Here is a 19,262-nt window from a genome sequence, read left to right as displayed (position 1 = left end):
TGAGCAGCTCCTCACGGCGGGTGCCGGAGGCGGCCACGTCCACGGCCGGGAAGATGCGCTTGTCGGCGAGCTGGCGCGACAGCCGCAGCTCCATGTTCCCGGTCCCCTTGAACTCTTCGAAGATGACCTCATCCATCTTGGAGCCGGTCTCCACCAGGGCCGTGGCCAGGATGGTCAGGCTGCCGCCGCTCTCCACGTTGCGGGCCGCCCCGAAGAAGCGCTTGGGCGGGTAGAGGGCGGAGGCGTCCACACCACCGGAGAGGATCCGGCCGCTGGCCGGGGCCGCCAGGTTGTAGGCGCGCCCGAGGCGGGTGATGGAGTCCAGCAGCACGACGACGTCCTGGCCCAGCTCCACGAGGCGCTTGGCGCGCTCGATGGCCAGCTCGGCCACGATCGTGTGGTCGGAGGCCGGGCGGTCGAAGGTGGAAGCGATGACCTCACCTTTGACCGTGCGCTGCATGTCGGTGACCTCCTCGGGGCGCTCGTCGACGAGCACGACCATGAGGTGGGCCTCGGGGTTGTTGACGCTGATGGCGTTGGCGATCTGCTGCAGGACGATCGTCTTACCCGCCTTGGGCGGGGAGACGATGAGTCCGCGCTGCCCCTTGCCGATGGGCGAGACCAGGTCGATGATCCGCGGGGTGACGGCCTTGGGGGTGGTCTCCAGCCGCAGCTGCTCCTGGGGGTAGAGGGGGGTGAGCTTGGCGAACTCGGGGCGGCGCTTGGAGCGCTCGGCGTCCATGCCGTTGACGGTCTCGACGCTGACCATGGGGTTGTACTTGACCCGGCCGGCCCGGTTCTGACGGCGGTTGTTGCGCCCACCTTGGTGGGGCGTGGAGGACTCGGCGCCCTCGCGGACCCAGCCGGTCACGGCGTCGCCGGCGCGCAGCCCGTTGTCCTTGATGAGCTGGTTGGAGACGTAGACGTCCTTGGGGCCGGGCAGGTAGCCGGAGGTACGCAGGTAGGCGTGCTGGTTGTCGGAGACGTCCAGGATGCCGGCGACCGGCAGGAGGACCTCGTCCTCGCGTGGCTGGTTGCGGTTGCCGCGTCCGGCGTTGCCGTCGCGGCCCTCACGGCCGGAGTCGCGGTCATCGCGGTCGAAGCGGTCGCGTCCACGCTTACGGCCCCGACGACGTCGCCCACCGCGCTCGTCGTCGTAGCCGTCGGAGTCATCATTGCCGTCACGGCCCCGACGCGAGCGCTCCTGGGACTCGACGACGGAGGTTCCGGTGGCATCGGCCAGGTCCCGCATGAGGGCGGCCTTGGCGTCGGCATGATCCTCGGGCGAGTCGGTGCGGGGCTCGCGCGAGGCGCGCTCCTGGTTCTCGGGGGCACCTGCGGAGGCCTGGGCGCGCCGGCGGCCGCGGCGAAGCTGATCGCGCGAGGAGCGCTCGCCCCGCTCCGAGCGGCCGTGGGAGTCGCGGTCATCGCCACCCTCAGCGGCCTCGGAGCGCTCGGCGCGCTCACGCCAGCGGCTGCGTGCGGGGCGCTCCTCGTCATGGCCGGAGCCTTTGGCCGAGTCGCCGCTGGAGGAGTCGGAGCGCTCAGGCAGATCGAGGCCCAGGTCGAGGACCGGCGCGGACCGGCGCTCCTCAGGGGAGCCGGAGGCGGCAGTGGCACGACGGCGGCGGGAGCGCCCTGAGGCGGCGGCCTGGGGCTGCTCCGATGAGGGCTCACCGGTCGAAGAGGAGGAGGAAGAGGAGTCGGCGGCGTCGGTCGCCCCGGCATCGGGCGAGCTGTTCGACGCGCTGTGGGAGTCGGGAGTGGAGGCGGAGGAGCCGCGCGCCTGACGGATAGCGGCAACGAGCTCACTCTTGCGCATACGGGAGGTGCCCTTGAGGCCCATGGAACCGGCAAGCGACTGAAGCTCGGCCAGACGCATGGTGGAAAGCGAGGGCTGGGCGCTGGAGGTCTCGGTCACGAGTGTCCTAACGGTGTGATGACGCTCCGAAGAAGGAGACGTTCAACTGGGGAGACTCCCCCGGAATCGTTCACGGGGGTGGGTCATGCACTGCCGGTTCCTGCTGAGACCTGAGCCTCAGGTCCGGGGCTGGTGCGGTCAGCGGCGTGGTGCGATCCGCGCGGCTGACGGCGCCAGCATAGCAGCCCCTTCGCGCAGTGCCTAACGGAACACCGGCGCGCAACGCCGGGTATGCCGCCGTTATTCCACCTATGACATCTCTCGCCGCCGCCTTGACACCGATGGGGCCGACCATACGCGCGATCGGCCCCACCTGGATGATCGACTCGGGCGCACCCGAGTCGGCTCTTGCCCTTCGAGCCCCCAGGCTCACGGCCTCAGCGACCTGCGAGAAGCACCCCCATGGGCGCGAAGTCGGCCAGCGGGTCGACCGGCGCCTGGCGCGGGAAGCGCTCCATGAGTGTGGCCAGCTCCCGCCCCGCCCGGGCCATACGCTCGCTCAAGGGCGACTCGGGCCTCTCAGAGGATGACGGCGTCTGCCAGGCCGCGCCAAAGTCCTCACTGGCCGCGAAGACAGCGGTCTGCGTCGGCAGGGCCTTCATGTAGGCAACCAGCGGCCGCAGCGCCATCTCGGTGACAAGACTGTGCCGCGCAGTGCCGGCCGTCGCCCCCAGCAGGACGGGGACGCCCTCAAGCGTGCCGGCCGGCAGCACATCCATGGCAGACTTGAACAGTCCGGAGTAGGAGGCCTGAAAGACCGGGCTGACAAGGATGACGCCGTCGGCGGCGGACAGGGCGTCGATCACCTTCTGCAGGTCGGCAGACACCAATCCGCCCACACTGGCCAGGGCGATGTCCTTGACCAGGGGCCTGAGCCCGATGACCTCGATGCTGGCGAGGCGGGAGTCGGACTCCAGGGCCTTGCGAGTCGACTCAGCCAGCCGCTCGGCGAGCATCTGGGAGGTCGAGGGCTCCGAGACCCCGGCGTGCAGAGCCACGATCCGGCTCAGACGCCCCATCTGGGTATTGGCGTAGGCATCATAGGTCGGCGATCCGGCCAGGGACTGGGTGCCCCCGAACGGGGCGACGGGCGCAGCCGTGCCAGTGGTCATGTCGTCCATCTCCTGCTTGTCACTCGTCGTGTCAAAGGTTTCCCGGGCCATCTCAGATACTCACCTTCCGGCCCGTGAGCGGGTCGAACTCGTTGGACAGGGAGAAGGGCTCCTCAGCCGGGGGCTCGGCCCCCTCCAGCAGGGCCCGGTGGCGCGGGTGGAGCGGTGCCTCCGGAACACCCTCGGGCTTGGTGGGCTCCAGCTCGGCGCGCAGTGCCGGGACGATCTCGGAACCCAGGTACTCGATCTGCTTCATGATCTCCTTGTGCGGGACGCCGCCCAGGTCCACGTTGAAGGCCTGACGCTGGTAGTCGCCGATCGCGTCCCGGTAGGTCAGGTACTTCTCCACGATCTGCTCGGGCGTGCCAACGGCGAGAGGCGTGTGCTGCGTCATCTCCTCCAGAGCCGCACCCTGGTAGACGTAGGTGTTGCGGAAGTAGGGGGTGTAGCGCTCGATGGCCTCGGCCTCGCTCCTGGCAGCGAAGATCTGGCCGCCCAGGCCCACGATCGCCTGCTCGGGCTCGCCATGGCCGTAGAAGGCGAAGCGCTCGCGGTAGAGGTCGACCATCTTCTTGACGTGGTCGATGGGCCAGAAGATGTTGTTGTGCAGGTAGCCGTCTCCGTAGTAAGCAGCCTGTTCGGCGATCTGGGGCGAGCGGATGGAGGCGTGCCACACGAAGGGCGGGACGCCGTCGAGCGGGCGGGGCATGGAGGTGAAGTCCTGCAGCGCGGTACGGAACTCGCCCTCCCAGTCCACGTTGGTCTCACGCCACAGGCGGCGCAGCAGGTCGTAGTTCTCCACCGCGAGCGAGATGCCCTTGCGGATGTCCTTGCCGAACCAGGGGTAGACCGGTCCGGTGTTGCCGCGCCCCATCATGAGGTCGACGCGTCCGTCGGAGAGGTGCTGGAGGTAGGCGTACTCCTCGGCCAGACGCACCGGATCATTGGTGGTGATGAGGGTGGTGGCGGTGGTCAGGAGCAGCTTGTCCGTGCGTGCAGCGATGTTGGCCAGCAGGGTCGTGGGCGACGACGGCGCGAAGGGCGGGTTGTGGTGCTCCCCGGTGGCGAAGAAGTCCAGGCCCGCCTGCTCGGCCAGAACCGCCATCTCGACAGTGTTCTTGATGCGCTGGTGCTCACTGGGGGCCTTGCCTGTGGCCGGGTCGGTGGTGATGTCTCCAACCGTGAAGATTCCGAACTGCATGCGACGTCCTCACTGTTCCTGCACTGGTTCTACGTGATCTCTTGTGTACCGATGGAACCGGAGACATATATAGTTTATTTCTCAACTACTTGAGTGTGACGCGCTTCCCACCTGGGAATGTGGCACGCCCACCCCACCGGGGCTCCAGGGCGGACACAGATCGCGGACGCCCCTGGACTCGGGGACGCCCGCGATCAAGGAGGCGGATGAAGAAGCCGTTAGCGCGGATCAGGAGGTCAGGACCGCCCCACGAGTGTCGATCCCGGGGGTGAGCACGCTCCAACCGTGGCTCTCCAGGGCGAAACGGGTCTGGTCGGCCAGGGTGGACAGGACCAGCACCGTGGGGCCCGCGCCGGAGATGACAGCCGGGTAGCCCTGCTCACGCAGGGAGTCCATGACCGCCATCGAGGCGGGCAGGACCCCACGTCGGTACTCCTGGTGGAGCCGGTCCTCGGTCCCGGCCATGAGCAGGTCGGGGCGTCCGGCGAGTGCCAGCATGAGAACGGCGGCACGTGAGGTGTTGAACAGGGCGTCCTCGCGCGGCACGGAGACCGGCAGGACCTGGCGGGCCTCCTTGGTGGACAGGCGCGTCGTCGCCGGCGGGATGAGCAGGCTGACGCCGAGGGAGGCGTCCACGGGCATGGGGGCCATACGCGGGTGTCCCCCACGCTCGACCCAGGCGACAGTGGCGCCTCCGAAGACGGCGGGTGCGACGTTATCGGGGTGGCCCTCGAAGTCGGTGGCCAGGGCGAAGATCCGGTCGTCGCTGAGGGCCTCGGGCTCGGAGATGAGACCGCGCGCCAGCATGAGCCCGGCGACCGCGGCGCTGGCGGAGGATCCCATGCCTCCGCCGTGGGGGATCCGGTTGACGCAGCGCATCTCGAAGCCGGCCTGAGGCGCGCCGACGGCGTCCAGACCGGCCCGCAGGGCCTGCACGACGAGGTTGTCATCGTCAGTGGGGACAGTCTCTGCGCCGACACCCTCGACGATGACGCGGGTGGTGCCGGTGATCGGCCGCACCGAGGCCTCGTCGTAGTAGCGGAAGGCCATGCCGAAGGAGTCGAAGCCGGGGCCCATGTTCGCCGTTGTTGCCGGGACCCGGACGGCGGCGCGCTCGTAGACGATGCGCATGTCACTCACCCTCGACGCGTTGGATGGAGACGATCTCGGCGACCCGCTCCGAGGCCCGCAGCCCCTCGACAGCGGCGTCGAGGTGGAAGACGGGAGCCGGGTGGGTCACGAAGGTGACGACGGCCTGGTCCTCGCTGCCATCGGTGGTGACGTAGGCGCTCTGGCGCACCGAGTTGATGGAGACGCCGTTGTCGGCGAAGACCGTGGCCATGGCGGCCAGCGAACCGACGGCGTCCTCGGAGCGCAGCTGGATCTGGTACCGGGTGACGGCGGCCTCCGGGCCGAGGACCGTCAGGCTCGCGTAGGAGGACTCACGGGGCGCCTGACCGCCATGGACCCGGTGGGCGGCGGCGGCGACGACGTCGGACAGGACCGCGGATGCCGTCGGGGCTCCCCCCGCGCCCTGTCCGTAGAACATGAGGCGCCCGGCGCTCTCGGCCTCGACGAGGACGGCGTTGTAGGCCCCGTGAACACTGGCCAGCGGGTGGTCACTGGGCACGAGAGCGGGGTGGACCCGCACGGAGACGCCTTGGGCGTGCTCGTCGTCGCGGCGCTGGGCGATGGCGAGCAGCTTGAGCTCGCAGCCCGAGGCGTGGGCCTCGCGGATGTCGTCGGCGGTGACCGCGCGGATGCCCTCGACGGAGACGTCGTCGAGGCCCACGCGGGTGTGGAACGCGAGCGAGGCGATGATGGCGGCCTTGGCGGCGGCGTCCAGGCCGTCGACGTCGGCGGTGGGGTCGGCCTCGGCGTAGCCGAGCTCCTGGGCGGTGGCCAGGGCGGTCTCGAAGGACAGGCCCTTGGTACTCATCTCATCGAGGATGTAGTTGGTGGTGCCGTTGACGATGCCGAGAACGCTGGTGACGCGGTCGCCGGCCATCGACTCGCGCAGCGCATAGACGACCGGGATGGCGCCGGCGACAGCGGCCTCGTAGTAGAAGTCGGTGCCGGCCGCCGCCGCAGCGGCGTAGAGCTCGGGGCCGTGGGCTGCGATGAGGGCCTTGTTGCCGGTGATGACGCTGGCCCCGGCCTTGAAAGCGGCCAGGATGAGGGTGCGGGCCGGCTCGATCCCGCCGATGAGCTCAATGACCAGGTCGTTCCCGGTGGCGACGGCGGTGGCGTCATCGGTGAGAAGGTCCCGGGGGACGGAGGCGTCACGCGGCGCGTTGACATCACGGACGGCGACGCCCGTAATCTCAAGACGTGCACCGGAGCGGGCGGCGAAGTCGTCGACCTGCTCGGTGAGGAGGCGAATGACCTGGCTGCCAACGGTCCCGGCGCCAAGGACGCCGACTGTGAGTGTGCGTTGGGCGGGTGAGAGGTCCTGAGCCACGGGATGACCACCTTGCTGTGTGTGCTGTGTTGCGTGCCGCGCGTGGGCACTTCGACTGCGTCATGCGATGAGGCCAGTCACGGCGGGCACGGTCAACCGGCCGCCCACCCGCGCTGGCCATCGCTGCGGGCCAGCATAAGGGGCATCGGCCGTGGAGCGCTTGCATGTCCGCCTGTGGACACACGGCCATCCTGTGCTCCTTGGTCCGATGAGGCCAGGAGAGGCACCTCCAAAACCCGTCAGAGACCGCGCGGACGGAAGGGCGCGCTCAGCGGCGCCAGATGATCTGCTTGAGCAACCGAGCGATCACCCGTCCCAGGCCCATGGACATCGGGGTGGTCGCACCGTCGGAGTACCCCCAGGCCGGGGGCGGCTGCTCCAGGGAGGAGACGAAGGACGTCAGTGAGGACGGAGAGGAGGAGGTCGTTGCGCTCATGCCTTCAGGTTAGAAAAGCATCGCACCGCCTAGCGCCCCCCAGGAGAACGATTAGCGAGGAGAGGGGCCTCCTCCTCATGGCTGAGACGATCCCATGGGTTGTCCTGCTTTCGGCAGGCCTCGGAGCAGGGCCGGCGGAGTGCTGGCGGCCCTGGGCAGAGATGACCAGTGGCCCCGCCCCGGTTGAACCGGGGCGGGGCCACTAGGTGGGCTCTGATGACAGAGTGCTCAGACCCGAGAGGCGGTTACCCGCATTCAGGAGGCCTTGCGGCGACGAGCCACCAGGAGGGCACCGCCACCCAGGCCGGCGCCGGCGAGCAGCAGGAGCGCAACGGCGTTAGCACCGGTGTGCGCCAGCGGCGGGGTACCACCGTTCGGCGTCTTCGGGGTGGAGGTGGGCGGTACCGGAGCACCCGGGGTGCTCGGCGGCTGCTGCGTGGTCGTCGGCGGGGTTGCAGGCGGGTTGGACGCCGTGGGCGGGGCCTGCGTGGTCGTCGGCGGCGTCGCGGTGGTCGTCGGCGGGGTGTCGACCGGCGGGGTCGCAGGCGGGTTGGACGCCGTGGGCGGCATCTGCGTGGTCGTCGGCGGCGTCGCGGTCGTCGTGTTGGTCAGGGAGACCTTGACGAGCTCCTGGTCGCGGATGGTGAAGGTGTTGGTCTTCTGACCGTCCACGGTGAAGACCGGCTCGCCCCAGCTGAAGCCGGAGGCGGCGGGCTGAGCCTTGGAGGTGTCCTCGGTGAGCGTGATCTTGGTGCCCACGGGGAAGGTGCCGTCGAAGGCGACCGGCTCACCCGGCTTGACCGTGACGGAGGAGGTTCCGGAGCGGCCCTCACCGGTGGCCTTCTGGCCCTCGGGAGCCTTCCAGTCCGGGTAGGAGCTGGCTGCGGCCGGCAGCTCGTAGGCGACGTCGACGACGAAGCTGGAGCCGGCGGCCTGTGCGGCAGCGTCACCCTCGACGACCTTGGTCACGTTGAAGCCGCCGAAGCCGGGCTCCATCTGGACCGAGATGTCGAAGTACTGGACGTAGGACTGGCTCTGAGTGCTGGTCAGGTCCGTGCCGTTGAGGTTCACGGTGTTCTCGTAGGAGGTGCCCCGGGAGGCGGCGACGGCGTTGCCGTTGGCGTCCACGAAGGAGACGGGGTACTCCAGGGTGAAGTTGGTGCCGTTCTGGAACGGACCAGTGACCTCGTAGGTCGCAGTGCGGCCGTCCTGGGAGTAGGTGGCCTTGACATCGAAGTCGCCGTACTGGGTGGTGGCGTCCTGGCCGGCGGCGTTGGTGACCGGGATGGACTTGCCATCCGCAGGACGCAGGTTGAGGACCGTACGGGTGGCGTCAGCCTGGTTGAAGGTCATGCCGCCGCCGAGGGTATCGGTGAAGACGATGCTCTGGCGGGAGCCGTCGAAGGTCTTGCCGAGCTTGTCACCAGTGGTCTGGTTGGTCCCGAAGTTCACACCCCAGGTCAGCTCCTTGTAGTTGTTGTAGAAGCTGGAGGCCCACTTGGTGAGCTCCCAGTCGCTCTCCTTGGGGCCGTCGATGCCGCCGCCACCGGGCAGGGTGACGGTCGTGGTCACGCCGTTGACAGTGAAGTCAACGGTCTGCACGTCGGTGGCCTTGGCAACGGCCACCAGGGCGGAGCCGGAACCCTTGAAGTTGTGGAAGCCGGCGGCCTTCAGCTCGTCAACCTTGGAGTTGAAGGTGCAGGTGACGTCCTTGACGGTCAGGGTGCAGGTACCGACCTCGACATCCTTGCCGCCGTACTCGACGGTCATCGGGTGGGACTCGCTGTTCTGCAGGTTGGTGAAGTACTCACCCAGACCGATCGTGAAGGAGTCTCCGGCCTTGAGGTTGGCGTCGACGCCGCTCCAGTCGAAGCTGAGGCGGGCGAGGTCGTAGGTGTTGAGCTTTCCGTCCTGCTCAACGTTGTTGCCGTCCACACGTGTCAGAGACAGGTTGGTGACGTTGACGCTCTTGTTCTCCTCGGCGCTCGCCTGAGGGGCGAACTGAGACATGATCGCGACAAGGAAGAGAGCGAGGATGGCGGCGGCCCCCCTCACCGCCCCTCGCGAGAGGGCCGGCCGAGAGGCGGCGCCCGTGGACATTGTGTTCATGGGTTCTCCGGATTCCTGGCATAGATGACAAGGGTCTGCCTTGTGAAACATCACCGAACGTTCCCACCGTCTGTTCAGGAGAGGGAAAGGTCGCCCCGTGATGACCAAGACCACTGTGTCACAAACCGACTGATTGGGAACAGCGAACACCCAAAACACGCGCGACCTCACAGTCTCATCACATTCAAAACTTACGTTTAATACAATTTATCCCGCAGATGTTTGTAGGTACTACACAAGACTCGCCTCGCTAGACTGTGCTGACGCTGTGCTTCCCCTATCAGACGGACCGCGCTTCAGTTGTGTCGACCCTCCAAAACAATCGGTCGTCAGCCTCGTTTCAGGGCAACCTCACTCAGGCTTCTTTCAGGTTGTCATTGCCTTCAGAACTGACTCACGCTTTCATCAGATTGCATACAGGAGCGCCGTCGTTCCAGGAATTGTTCCTGGAACGACGGCGCTCCTGTGAGGTCCGGGAGGTCTCAACCCTCGAGGCGTAGAAGGTCCTCGATGGTCTCAGGACGCAGGACCCACCCCGACTCGCTCTCACGCACCCAGCGCACACCGGGGCGGGTGAAGAGGTTGTAGTTGGAGGCCATGGAGCGCCCATATGCCCCTGTGGCAGGTACGGCCAGTACGTCGCCGACGGCCAGGTCCGCAGGCAGGTCTACGTCACGCACGACGACGTCGCCGGACTCGCAGTGCTTGCCCACCACCCGGCTGCGCACTAGCCCGACCTGCGGACCGGGTCGGCGGTTGGCGACCAGGGCCGTGTACGCGGCCTCGTAGAGGGCGGGGCGGATGTTGTCACTCATGCCGCCGTCGACGCTCACGTAGAGGCGCGAGGCCCCCTCCCCCAGCTCGACTCGCTTGAGCCCGGTGACCGTGTAGAGCATGACGGTGCCCGGTCCGGCGACGCTGCGCCCGGGCTCGACGGACACGTGCGGGACCGTGTCACCGAGCTCCGTGCACAGCTCGCGCACCGTCTCGGCGAGGGTCCGGGCGACCTCCGCCGGGCTGGGCGGCACCGGGTCCGCGCCGGTGTAGGCGATGCCGTAGCCGCCGCCCAGGTCGACCTCCGGGCATAGGTGCCCCGTGTCCGTGGCGACCTCGTGGCGCAGGCTGAGGACGACGCGGGCGGCCTCACGGAAGCCGGCCAGGTCCATGATCTGGGAGCCGATGTGGGAGTGCAGCCCGTGCAGCTCGAGCTCGGGGGCGGCGATGATCGCGTCGATGGCCTGCCGGGCAGCGCCTCCGAGGACTGAGAGGCCGAACTTCTGGTCCTCGTGGCCGGTGGAGATGAACTCGTGGCCACCGGCGTGCACACCGGTGGTCAGGCGCACCATGACCTTGCCGGTCTCCTCGGGCCCGTAGACGCCGCTGGCGCGCAGATCGCGCACAGCGCGGACGGCGAGCTCGACCTCCTCGAGGGAGTCGAGGACGAGGTGGCCCACGTGGTGGGTGAGGGCGACGGCGATCTCGGCCTGCGTCTTGCCGTTGCCGTGCAGGCCCAGACGGGTGGCGCTGGTGGTGGCCTCCGCCCCGTCCACCTCCTGCAGGGCGGCCAGTCCCGCGGCGAGCTCGCCGCGGCTGGCGGTGTCGATGCCCATGCCCTCCTCGAGGACCCACTGGGCGACCTTGGTGGTCAGGAAGGCCTTGCCGGCGTAGAAGGCCTCTCCCCCGGCCATGCCGTAGCTGGGCCAGAACTCCTCGTGCATGGCAGCGCTCCAGGAGGCGGCGCGGCCACGCAGGTCGGCCTCGTCCAGGACGAAGACGGGGCTGGGGGCGTCGGCGAGGATCTCGGAGACGGTGAGCCCGCCCAGGGCGAGCTCACCGTCGACCGTGCGCCGTGCCGTGGTGGGCCACAGGTCGGGACGGTCCTCGGGCTCGGGGCAGGTCAGAGCCCCCAGGGGCGGCTCACCGGCGGGCACGTGGTCGGCCATCGTCTGTCACATCCTCTCCGGTGCGGTCACGCCCAGCAGACCGAGCCCGTTGGTGAGGACCTGACCGACGGCGTCGTTGAGCCACAGGCGGGCCACGTGCCCGGACGTGACCGGGTCGTCTCCGCGGGGAGTGACGCGGGTGGCGCCGTACCAGGCGTGGTAGGCGGCGGCCAGCTGCTCGAGGTAGCGGGCCACCCGGTGCTGCTCGCGCAGCTGCGCCGCCTGGGTGACGATCGCCGGGAACTGGGCGAGCACGCCGAGCAGTGCGGAGTCCGCCGGGTCGTCCAGCGCCGCTGGGAGGAAGCCGGCCGAGCGGGACACGCCGTGCTCCGCGGCGTTGCGGGCCACGTTGCGCGTGCGGGCGTGGGCGTACTGGACGTAGTACACCGGGTTCTCGCTCGAGGTGGAGGCCAGCAGGTCCAGGTCGATATCGATGGCGGAGTCCATGGACGAGCGGGCCAGGGCGTAGCGGGCGGCGTCCACGCCGACGGCGTCAACGAGGTCACCGAGTGTCACGATGGTGCCGGCGCGCTTGGACATGCGCACGGGCTGACCATCCTTGACAAGGTTGACGAACTGGCCGATGACAATCTGCATGTTGACACCGGGCTCGTCGCCGAAGGCCGCGCACATGGCCATCATCCGGCCGATGTAGCCGTGGTGGTCGGCCCCGAACAGGTAGAGGGCGCAGTCGGCGCCGCGCTCGCGCTTGTCCAGGTAGTAGGCGAGATCGGCCGCGAAGTAGGAGGTGTTCCCATCGGACTTGATGAGGACCCGGTCCTTGTCGTCCCCGAAGTCGGTGGTGCGCAGCCAGGTGGCGCCGTCGCGTTCCTCAATGACACCGCGCTCGCGCAGACGGTCGATGGCGCGCTCGACGGCGCCGGAGGTGTGCAGGGAGTCCTCGTGGAAGAAGACGTCGAAGTCGGAGCGGAATGCGTGCAGCTCGGCCTTGACGGCGGCGAACATGAGGTCGACGCCGCGGGCTCGGAAGACCTCGACGGCCTCGGCGTCGGGCAGAGTGGCCGGGGCGGGGCGGCCGGCAGCGAGCTCGTCGGCGGTCACCTGCTGGGCGATCTCACTGATGTAGGCGCCGCCGTAGCCGTCCTCGGGGGTCTCCTGGCCACGGGCGGAGGCCAGCAGGGAGGCGGCGAAGCGGTCGATCTGGGTGCCGTGGTCGTTGAAGTAGTACTCCCGGGTGACCTGGGCGCCGCAGGCGGACAGGATTCGGGCCAGGGAGTCGCCGACGGCGGCCCAGCGGGCGCCACCCAGGTGCACCGGGCCGGTGGGGTTGGCGGAGACGTACTCGAGGTTGATGTGCTGACCGCTCAGGGAGTCATTGCAGCCGTAGGCCTCTCCGGCCTCGACGATGGAGCGGGCGAGCTCGCCGGCGCTGGCGGCGTCGAGGCGGATGTTGAGGAAGCCGGGGCCGGCGACCTCCACGGAGGCGATGCCGTCGAGGGCCTCGAGACGCGGGACGAGCAGCTCGGCGAGATCGCGCGGCTTGGTGCCCGCCTTCTTGGCCAGCTGCATGGCCACGTTGGTGGACCAGTCGCCGTGGTCGCGGTTGCGGGGACGCTCGACGCGGGGGTCGGGGATCTCGGCGGCGGGCAGGGCGAGGGATCCCTCGGCAGAGGCCTCTTCCAGGATGGTGCGGATGGCTGCGGCAAGCTCTTCTGGAGTCACGCGCGTCAGCGTACCGTCAACGGGCGGGCCGGATCACGAGCGAGACCGGAAACCGCAGGGCATCGTGGGACATGTCGCAGTCTCGCGCCGGTTTCGCTCCGGGGCCAGGACACTGGTACAGTCACGCCTCGGGCCCCGGTAGCTCAGTGGATAGAGCGTCTGCCTCCGGAGCAGGAAGTCGCAGGTTCGAATCCTGTCCGGGGCACCACCTCTGAGCCCCCGCTGCCACCCGCGGCGGGGGCTCGCTCATGCGTGTTGCGGCACAATTCTTCTGGCCAAGGCGGGGCCGAGCGGTTTCCACCGGGTTCCACCAGGCCGTCCGCCGACTCCGGGCTGTTGACGGGTTTCTTCAGCTGAGGGTCTGGACGGCGAGACTGGGTACGTCGGTCATGATGGCGTCCACGTTGAGGTCGGCCAGGCGACGCATCCGCTCGGGATCGTCCACCGTCCAGACGTGGACCTCCAGGCCCGCGGTGTGCGCGGAGGCGACGAAGCGGCGGGTGACCACCGGGACGCCGTGATAGCTCTCCGGCACCTGGACGGCGTCGACCCTGCCACGTGTCCAGCCCCAACGAGTCTGGGGCAGGGGGACGGCCGCCTCACTGCGCAGCATGAGTCCGAGCACGTCGCTGACCCCTAGGGAGGTCATGGCCCGTGGCTCCTGGCGGCGCAGCACGGCCAGCCTCCGGGCGGAGAAGGAGGCGAAGCGGACTCGCTCAAGGGCCTGGGCGTCTCGCACCGTCTGCAGGGCGGCCTGGACGACGCAGGAGTCCTTGAGATCGACGTTGAACTTCATCGTCGGGTGGGCGTACAGGGCGTCATCGAGTCGGACGAAGCCGCGCCCGTCGCCGGAGTCGAGGTCGGCCATCTCGGCCCACATGACCTCTCCGACGGTGCGGGGGTCATTCGCGGTGCGGCGCAGGTCCTCGTCATGACTGAGCACGACGATGCCGTCGGCGGTCAGCCGCAGGTCGGTCTCCATCCACTCCAGCCCGAGCGCTGCCACGTGCTCGACGGCGCTCCAGGTGTTCTCAGGAACCTCGCGTCCCCCGCCGCGGTGGGCGATGACGGCGGGACGGCGGGTTCGTGACGCGGCAGGCGGCACAGTTGGTCTCCCTCAGCTGCAGTTGGTGGTGAGCTCGACGGCGTTGTGCTGCTTGAGCCAGCCCCACGGCTCCACGGTGGACTCGTCGGCGGTGTCGTCCTTGGTGCGCACCTCGAAGTGCAGGTGAGAACCGGAGGACCGGCCCGTGTTGCCCACTCCGGCGATCATCTGACCGGCCGTGACTTTGTCACCGACCTTGACGTGGATGCCGTCCTCGTACATGTGCAGGTAGCTGGTGTACCAGACCTGGCCGTCGATCTCGTGCTTGATGGTGATGGTTCCGGTGCCATCGACCATGCCGGCGGTGGTGACGGTGCCGGCGGCGGCCGCGTAGATGGGCGTCCCCACGGGGGCGGCCATGTCCTGCCCGGCGTGCAGCTTGCGGTAGCCGAGGGTGGGGTGGGTGCGGTAGCCATACTCCGAGGAGATCTCGTAGGTGCCCGGAAGCATCGGGTAGAACAGCTGCGGCTTGGAGCTGAAGGCGCTGGTGTCGCCGGAGGCGCCGGTCGCCGAGGAGCAGGTCTTGGCGGCGTTCTGGAAGGCCTCGCGGATCCTGGCCCGGGTGGCGGCGTCGGGAACGTTGGACAGCTGGGTGTCGGAGGCCGACTCCAGGTCGTCGCTGCCGAGTACGGCGCTGGCCACGGACGAGGACTTCGTCCCGCTGGCGGCCGGGCCCTGCGTGGGGGAGCCGCCGGAATGCATCTTCATGGAGGCCGAGGCCAGCGGGGTGTTGTCGAGGTGACTGGACAAGGGGGCGAGCACTGTGGCCACGGCCAGGACCGACAGGACGGCGGTGCGCCCCAGAATCCCGGAACCGGTGCGACGGCGGACGGGACGCACGGGGGCGGGTCCGGTCGAGGAGTCACGGTGGGTGTCCGGCTTCGATGTTGCCGTGGTCCTGGCCGACGACGTCGGGGCGGCAGCCTCATCTGCGGCCCTGCTCCCCTTGGTCTCGGCGGCCGTCGTCTCGGGCTTGGCCTTCTTGGTGCTCCGGGCGGCCTTGATGGCACGAATGGCCGCTTCGTCTGCCAGCGGCACCCCGGCCTTGCGGGCAGCCATGATCTTGCGGACCTCAGGGACCTCGATGGTCTCAGCGCCACGGAAGTCCGTGATCCGCTGTGAGAATCGGATCTCATGAGGGGCTTCGGGAGCGAAGGGAGTCGCGGTCGCTTGCTCCGTTGGCGCTGACGGTTCGGCCTGGGGTGTCTGGGCGGCGGCGCGGTCCGCCTGCGTGCCGGGGGCTCCGAAGAGGGCGGCATGGTGGGTGGTGGAGGCCACGACAGACTTGGCCGAGGCCGCTGAGGCGGCCGAGACGCCGGTGGGAGCCGCAGCGGCGCGTTGCTGGCGGCGGCCCCCAGAACGGGAGGCAGTCTCCGAGACCGTTCCGGCCTTCGGCTCAGCAGCGGCGGTCTGTCCGGCCGCGTGACGGTGGCGCTGTGTGCTGCTGGGCGAAGCAGAAGCCGTGCCGCCTTCGGCCCACCACGGAGTGGTGCCGGTGGGTTGACTGGCTGTCGGTCCGAGAGCCGAGGTGGACTCGGCCAGTGAGGCCGCGACCAGGGGCGTCAGAGCCGAGGGCGTTGATGGTGCGGCCGAGGGCGCGGCCTGTTCGCCACGATGAGAGCGGTGCTGGTCGTGGCGGTTCCCCGAGCGGACCTCGGGTCGGTGGGACTGGTGCTGCGGTGTGCTCTCGACGGCGGGGTTCTCCCACGTCTGCTGGGTGTCCTCAGGAACCTGGGCCGAGCGCAGGTCCTTGCGGGAGCGCCGGGTGGGACGGGTGTCGTCGGAGCTCTGCGATGAGGAGGAGAAGACGGACGGGGCCGCAGACGCGGCGTTCTGACGCCGGCGGGCCATGCGGCTCATCGGCGCAACGGGCTGCGACTCCGCCGGGGCTGTGGGAACCGAGCGCGACGATCCTCCACCTGGGCGTGTTCCCGTCCGGGCGCCCGATACAGATCCCGGAGGGACCGCCGCTGCCACGGGCCGCTGCGGATGGTTCTGCTTCTGCGGGGCGAGTGGAACGTCCGGCAGAGCCGATGGACTCGGAGCGGTGACGGGACTCGAGGCGGCGCCGCTCTCGGCACGGTGAGCGTGAAGGTCGCGACGTGAGCGGCGAGTGGCACCTGCGACGTGAGTGGTGTGCGTCGTCGACGGTGACGACGGGGCGGCTCCGACCTGCGCCTCAGCGACCTGGCGAGCGGCTTCGGCAGCACGTTCCGCCTCGCGACGCTGGCGTCGACTCATGGGCTGCGGGGTCACGCGGGAAGCCTCCAGGTGGCTGTTGTCATAGGGAAGTCGTTGCTGCCGGCAACCCGGCGATCACGACGTGGCGGCTGCCAGGGCGACAGCCTGGGTTGTACTCGGTTAAAACAGTAGCGGTCTCCTGTGGGTCTCGCCAGGAGAACCAGCACACCTTTGTGTGACCTGTACTTCTCACACAAATATCAAGGTTCCGTCCACAGAGCCGTCCTTGAGCCAGAAACACGTGTCATCCGAACGAATCAGCACCTGGTCACCACTGCCTGCGCAGCGGTCGACGATAGTCTCCCGAGGCGGCCCGAGTTGTGGGTACCCGCTGACTTCACCGCCTAAATCACAATTTAATCACGGCGCTGGTACTCCTCGCGCTGCATGGCGTCGTTGACCTCGCCGACGAGCTCTTCGAGGATGTCCTCCAGGAAGAGGACCCCGACGAAGCGTCCCTGCGCATTGCGCACGTGCCCGAGATGGGCCCCTGAACGTTGCATGGCTGCCAGCGCCTCCTCGACCTCATCGTCGTATCCGACGGGCACGAGTGCGCGTGCGCGCCAGGCGGGTACCGGCTCGGTGCGGTCGGCGCCGTCGGCGTAGAGGATGTCCTTGAGGTGCAGGTAGCCGGTGATGGCCGGTTCCTCTCCCCCGTCGGCTGCGGCCTGATCGGCCACGAGCGGGAAGCGGGAGAAGCCGGTGGAGGCCACGGCCCGTTCCACGTCCTCCGGGGTACAGTCCTGGGGCAAGGTGACGAGCTCACTCAGGGGCACCATGACGCTGCCGGCGGTCTCCTCGGAGAACTCCAGGGCGCCGCTGAGCAGGCCGGTGGAGTCCTCCAGGACGCCTTCGGCCGTGGAGCGCTCGACGATGGAGGCGACCTCCTCGGCGTTGAAGGCGGCGGAGATCTCCTCCTTGGCCTCGATGCCCAGGACTTTGAGGACCCCGTTGGCGAAGCCGTTGAGAGCGTTGACCACGGGGCTGAAGACGCGCGAGCACCACACCAGTGGCGGGGCCAGCCAGCGCACAGCCTTCTCCGGGGAGGCGATGGAGATGTTCTTGGGCACCATCTCCCCGGCGACGACGTGCAGACCCACGACGATGACCAGGGCGATGACGACGGCGACGGCGTGGGAGCCGGCGTGCCCGACGCCGACGGTCGCGAGCAGGGGCTCCAGGGCATGGGCGATGGCCGGCTCGGCGACGACGCCCAGACCTGTGGAGCACAGGGTGACGCCGAGCTGGGCGGTGGCCAGCATGCGCGAGACGTTCTGCAGGGCCCACAGGGCGGTGGCCGCACGGGCGTCGCCGGCCTCCGCCAACGGCTCGAGCTGGCTGCGGCGCGAGGAGGTGATGGCGAACTCGGCGCCGACGAAGAAGGCGTTGCCGGCCAGGAGGATAACGGTGACCACCAGGGCCAGGGGCGTGCTCATCGGTACTCCCCCTCAGTTCCTTGGTCCCTGGGGGCGGCTTCGGGGTCCTTGGGGCGCACGTGGAGGCGGGTGACGCGGCGCCCGTCCATGGCGTCGACGGTCAGGGAGGCGTGAGTCAGCTCGACGACGTCGCCGACGACGGGGATGCGGCCGAGCTCGGTCATGACCAGGCCGCCGAGGGTCTCGTAGGGGCCGTCGTCGGGGACCTGGATGGCGGTGCGGGTGGCGAGCTCGTCGGGGCGCATCCACCCCGGGACGACCCAGTGGCCAGAGGGGTCGAGGTGGGCGCCGGCGCGGCGGCGATCGTGCTCGTCGGCGACGTCCCCGACGACCTCCTCGACGGCGTCCTCAAGAGTGACGACACCGGCGGTGCCGCCGTACTCGTCGACGACGATGGCCATCTGGGAGCCCTGGGCGCGCAGCTCGACGAGCAGGTCGGCCAACGGCATGGTCTCGGGGACTCGGGGTGCGGGGGTCATGAGGGAGGTGGAGGCCACCGGCACGTCGGCGCGCCGCTCGTAGGGGACGCCGATGGCGCGGCGCAGGTGGACGATGCCCATGACGTCGTCGACGTCGCGGCCGATGACGGGAAAGCGGGAGTGGCCGGTGGCGCGGGCCAGGTGCACGACGTCCTCGGCGGAGTCGTCGGCCTCGAGGGTGTGGAGGCGACCGCGGTCGGTCATGACGTCGACGGCGGTCAGCGCCCCCAGGCCGATGGAGCGGGTGAGCAGGGTGGCGGTGGAGGCGTCGAGGGTGCCCTCCTCGGCGCTGTGGCGCACGAGGGAGGCGAGCTCGCCGGCGCTGCGGGTGCCGCTGAGCTCCTCTGCGGGTTCGATGCCCATGGCGTGCAGGACGGCGTTGGCGGCGCCGTTGAGCAGGACGATGAGGGGCTTGAGGAGGGTGGTGAAGCCCATGAGGAAGGGGGCCACGAGGCCGGCGGCGCGCATGGGGTCGGCCAGGGTGGCGTTCTTGGGGATGAGCTCGCCGATGACCATGGAGAAGGCGTTGACGACGATGAGGGCGATGACGACTGCGGCGCCGGTGGCCACGGAGACGGCCATCCAGTGGCTCATGAGGTCGGTGAGCAGATTGGCCAGGGCGGCCTGCATGGTGTAGCCCAGGAGCACCGTGGTCAGGGTGATGCCGACCTGGGCGCCGGACAGGAGGGTGGACAGTCGGCCCAGGGCGCGCCGGACGGTGGTGGCGCGCCTGTCCCCGGTGGCGGCACGGGTCTCGACGGTGGAGAGGTCGAGGGCGACCAGCGAGAACTCGCCGGCCACGAACAGGGCGGTGCCCACGGTGAGGACCACGCCGACGGCGATCATGAGCCAGTCGGTCATGCGGGCCACTCCCCCATGTGGAGTACGACGTGGGCGCCGGAGGCGGACGAGTCGGGGTGGGGGTGGTCAGAGGCGGGCGAGGAGGCGCGGTGCGTGCGGGTGCGGCGCCTGCGGGCCCGGCGGAAAGCCGATCGCATAGTGACCGAACGGTACCACCACGGTCCTCCTCTGAGACTGTCGCAACCCGGACGCAGGGAGGTGTCACAGCCGGGACACGCATGTGTCCTTGGTCCCGCATTTGCTCGCTTGAGACACCCTTCACCTTCTAGGATGT

The 19,262-nt window shown here is 69.2% G+C and carries 14 protein-coding genes and 1 tRNA gene; 1 reads left to right on the top strand and 14 read right to left on the bottom strand.

Annotated elements, in window-relative coordinates; genetic code table 11:
- From rho to argS, 9 genes are all read right to left on the bottom strand, one after another.
- Positions 1 to 1,921 (bottom strand): transcription termination factor Rho (rho, locus tag BKH28_RS00215; RefSeq protein WP_075416940.1); only part of this gene is annotated, 1,921 nt, incomplete at its 3' end.
- A 377-nt stretch (positions 1,922 to 2,298) separates the two neighbouring features.
- Positions 2,299 to 3,084: a CE1759 family FMN reductase gene (locus BKH28_RS00205; RefSeq protein ID WP_081379969.1), complete on the bottom strand. Its 786-nt coding sequence runs from the start codon at positions 3,082 to 3,084 to the stop codon at positions 2,299 to 2,301.
- A 1-nt stretch (position 3,085) separates the two neighbouring features.
- Positions 3,086 to 4,234 carry a CE1758 family FMN-dependent luciferase-like monooxygenase gene (locus tag BKH28_RS00200; RefSeq protein ID WP_075416939.1) on the bottom strand — a complete coding sequence of 383 codons (1,149 nt, stop codon included), beginning with the start codon at positions 4,232 to 4,234 and terminating at the stop codon, positions 3,086 to 3,088.
- Positions 4,235 to 4,462: 228 nt separating this feature from the next.
- A complete protein-coding gene (gene thrB, locus BKH28_RS00195; protein ID WP_075416938.1) occupies positions 4,463 to 5,365 on the bottom strand; it encodes a homoserine kinase in 903 nt (300 codons plus the stop codon).
- A 1-nt stretch (position 5,366) separates the two neighbouring features.
- A complete protein-coding gene (locus BKH28_RS00190; RefSeq protein ID WP_075416937.1) occupies positions 5,367 to 6,695 on the bottom strand; it encodes a homoserine dehydrogenase in 1,329 nt (442 codons plus the stop codon).
- 268 nt (positions 6,696 to 6,963) lie between these two features.
- Positions 6,964 to 7,131, bottom strand: a complete 168-nt coding sequence (locus tag BKH28_RS13485) for a hypothetical protein (protein WP_178388793.1) — start codon at positions 7,129 to 7,131, stop codon at positions 6,964 to 6,966.
- 255 nt (positions 7,132 to 7,386) lie between these two features.
- The gene (locus BKH28_RS00185; RefSeq protein ID WP_075416936.1) at positions 7,387 to 9,240 is read right to left on the bottom strand and encodes a DUF5979 domain-containing protein; all 1,854 of its coding nucleotides are present in this window, start codon (positions 9,238 to 9,240) and stop codon (positions 7,387 to 7,389) included.
- A 482-nt stretch (positions 9,241 to 9,722) separates the two neighbouring features.
- Positions 9,723 to 11,183: a diaminopimelate decarboxylase gene (gene lysA / locus BKH28_RS00180; RefSeq protein ID WP_075416935.1), complete on the bottom strand. Its 1,461-nt coding sequence runs from the start codon at positions 11,181 to 11,183 to the stop codon at positions 9,723 to 9,725.
- A gap of 6 nt (positions 11,184 to 11,189) precedes the next feature.
- Entirely contained in the window at positions 11,190 to 12,866 is a 1,677-nt protein-coding gene (gene argS / locus BKH28_RS00175) for an arginine--tRNA ligase (RefSeq protein ID WP_075416934.1), read from the bottom strand.
- 132 nt (positions 12,867 to 12,998) lie between these two features.
- Here argS and BKH28_RS00170 point away from each other — a divergent pair.
- Positions 12,999 to 13,074: transfer RNA gene (locus BKH28_RS00170), tRNA-Arg, on the top strand.
- Positions 13,075 to 13,215: 141 nt separating this feature from the next.
- On the opposite strand, the gene BKH28_RS00165 is transcribed toward BKH28_RS00170, so the two are convergent.
- The 5 genes from BKH28_RS00165 to BKH28_RS13605 form a co-directional block, all read right to left on the bottom strand.
- Complete coding sequence (locus BKH28_RS00165) at positions 13,216 to 13,971, bottom strand: glycerophosphodiester phosphodiesterase family protein (protein ID WP_075416933.1); 756 nt, start codon at positions 13,969 to 13,971, stop codon at positions 13,216 to 13,218.
- Between the two features lie 12 nt (positions 13,972 to 13,983).
- Entirely contained in the window at positions 13,984 to 15,831 is a 1,848-nt protein-coding gene (locus BKH28_RS13095) for a peptidoglycan DD-metalloendopeptidase family protein (RefSeq protein ID WP_256695402.1), read from the bottom strand.
- A gap of 737 nt (positions 15,832 to 16,568) precedes the next feature.
- Positions 16,569 to 17,648: a hemolysin family protein gene (locus BKH28_RS00155; RefSeq protein WP_075416932.1), complete on the bottom strand. Its 1,080-nt coding sequence runs from the start codon at positions 17,646 to 17,648 to the stop codon at positions 16,569 to 16,571.
- Positions 17,645 to 18,988, bottom strand: a complete 1,344-nt coding sequence (locus tag BKH28_RS00150) for a hemolysin family protein (protein WP_075416931.1) — start codon at positions 18,986 to 18,988, stop codon at positions 17,645 to 17,647. The genes BKH28_RS00155 and BKH28_RS00150 overlap by 4 nt, the downstream gene beginning before the upstream one ends.
- Complete coding sequence (locus tag BKH28_RS13605; RefSeq protein WP_171971959.1) at positions 18,985 to 19,125, bottom strand: hypothetical protein; 141 nt, start codon at positions 19,123 to 19,125, stop codon at positions 18,985 to 18,987. Before BKH28_RS13605 ends, BKH28_RS00150 begins: the two co-directional genes overlap by 4 nt.
- Positions 19,126 to 19,262 lie beyond the last annotated feature (137 nt).

This window comes from Actinomyces oris (assembly GCF_001937665.1).
Classification (GTDB): domain Bacteria; phylum Actinomycetota; class Actinomycetes; order Actinomycetales; family Actinomycetaceae; genus Actinomyces; species Actinomyces stomatis.
Note: the sequence above shows the minus strand (reverse complement) of the source record. Positions and strands in the feature narration are given on the sequence as shown.

What these genes read in the sequence shown, in the direction of transcription:
- BKH28_RS00205 (WP_081379969.1), bottom strand. Translation starts at nt 3,084, where the DNA reads ATGGCCCGGGAAACCTTTGACACGACGAGTGACAAGCAGGAGATGGAC.
- BKH28_RS00200 (WP_075416939.1), bottom strand. Translation starts at nt 4,234, where the DNA reads ATGCAGTTCGGAATCTTCACGGTTGGAGACATCACCACCGACCCGGCC.
- thrB (WP_075416938.1), bottom strand. Translation starts at nt 5,365, where the DNA reads ATGCGCATCGTCTACGAGCGCGCCGCCGTCCGGGTCCCGGCAACAACG.
- BKH28_RS13485 (WP_178388793.1), bottom strand. Translation starts at nt 7,131, where the DNA reads ATGAGCGCAACGACCTCCTCCTCTCCGTCCTCACTGACGTCCTTCGTC.
- BKH28_RS00185 (WP_075416936.1), bottom strand. Translation starts at nt 9,240, where the DNA reads ATGAACACAATGTCCACGGGCGCCGCCTCTCGGCCGGCCCTCTCGCGA.
- lysA (WP_075416935.1), bottom strand. Translation starts at nt 11,183, where the DNA reads ATGGCCGACCACGTGCCCGCCGGTGAGCCGCCCCTGGGGGCTCTGACC.
- BKH28_RS13095 (WP_256695402.1), bottom strand. Translation starts at nt 15,831, where the DNA reads ATGAGCCGCATGGCCCGCCGGCGTCAGAACGCCGCGTCTGCGGCCCCG.
- BKH28_RS00155 (WP_075416932.1), bottom strand. Translation starts at nt 17,648, where the DNA reads ATGAGCACGCCCCTGGCCCTGGTGGTCACCGTTATCCTCCTGGCCGGC.
- BKH28_RS00150 (WP_075416931.1), bottom strand. Translation starts at nt 18,988, where the DNA reads ATGACCGACTGGCTCATGATCGCCGTCGGCGTGGTCCTCACCGTGGGC.
- BKH28_RS13605 (WP_171971959.1), bottom strand. Translation starts at nt 19,125, where the DNA reads ATGCGATCGGCTTTCCGCCGGGCCCGCAGGCGCCGCACCCGCACGCAC.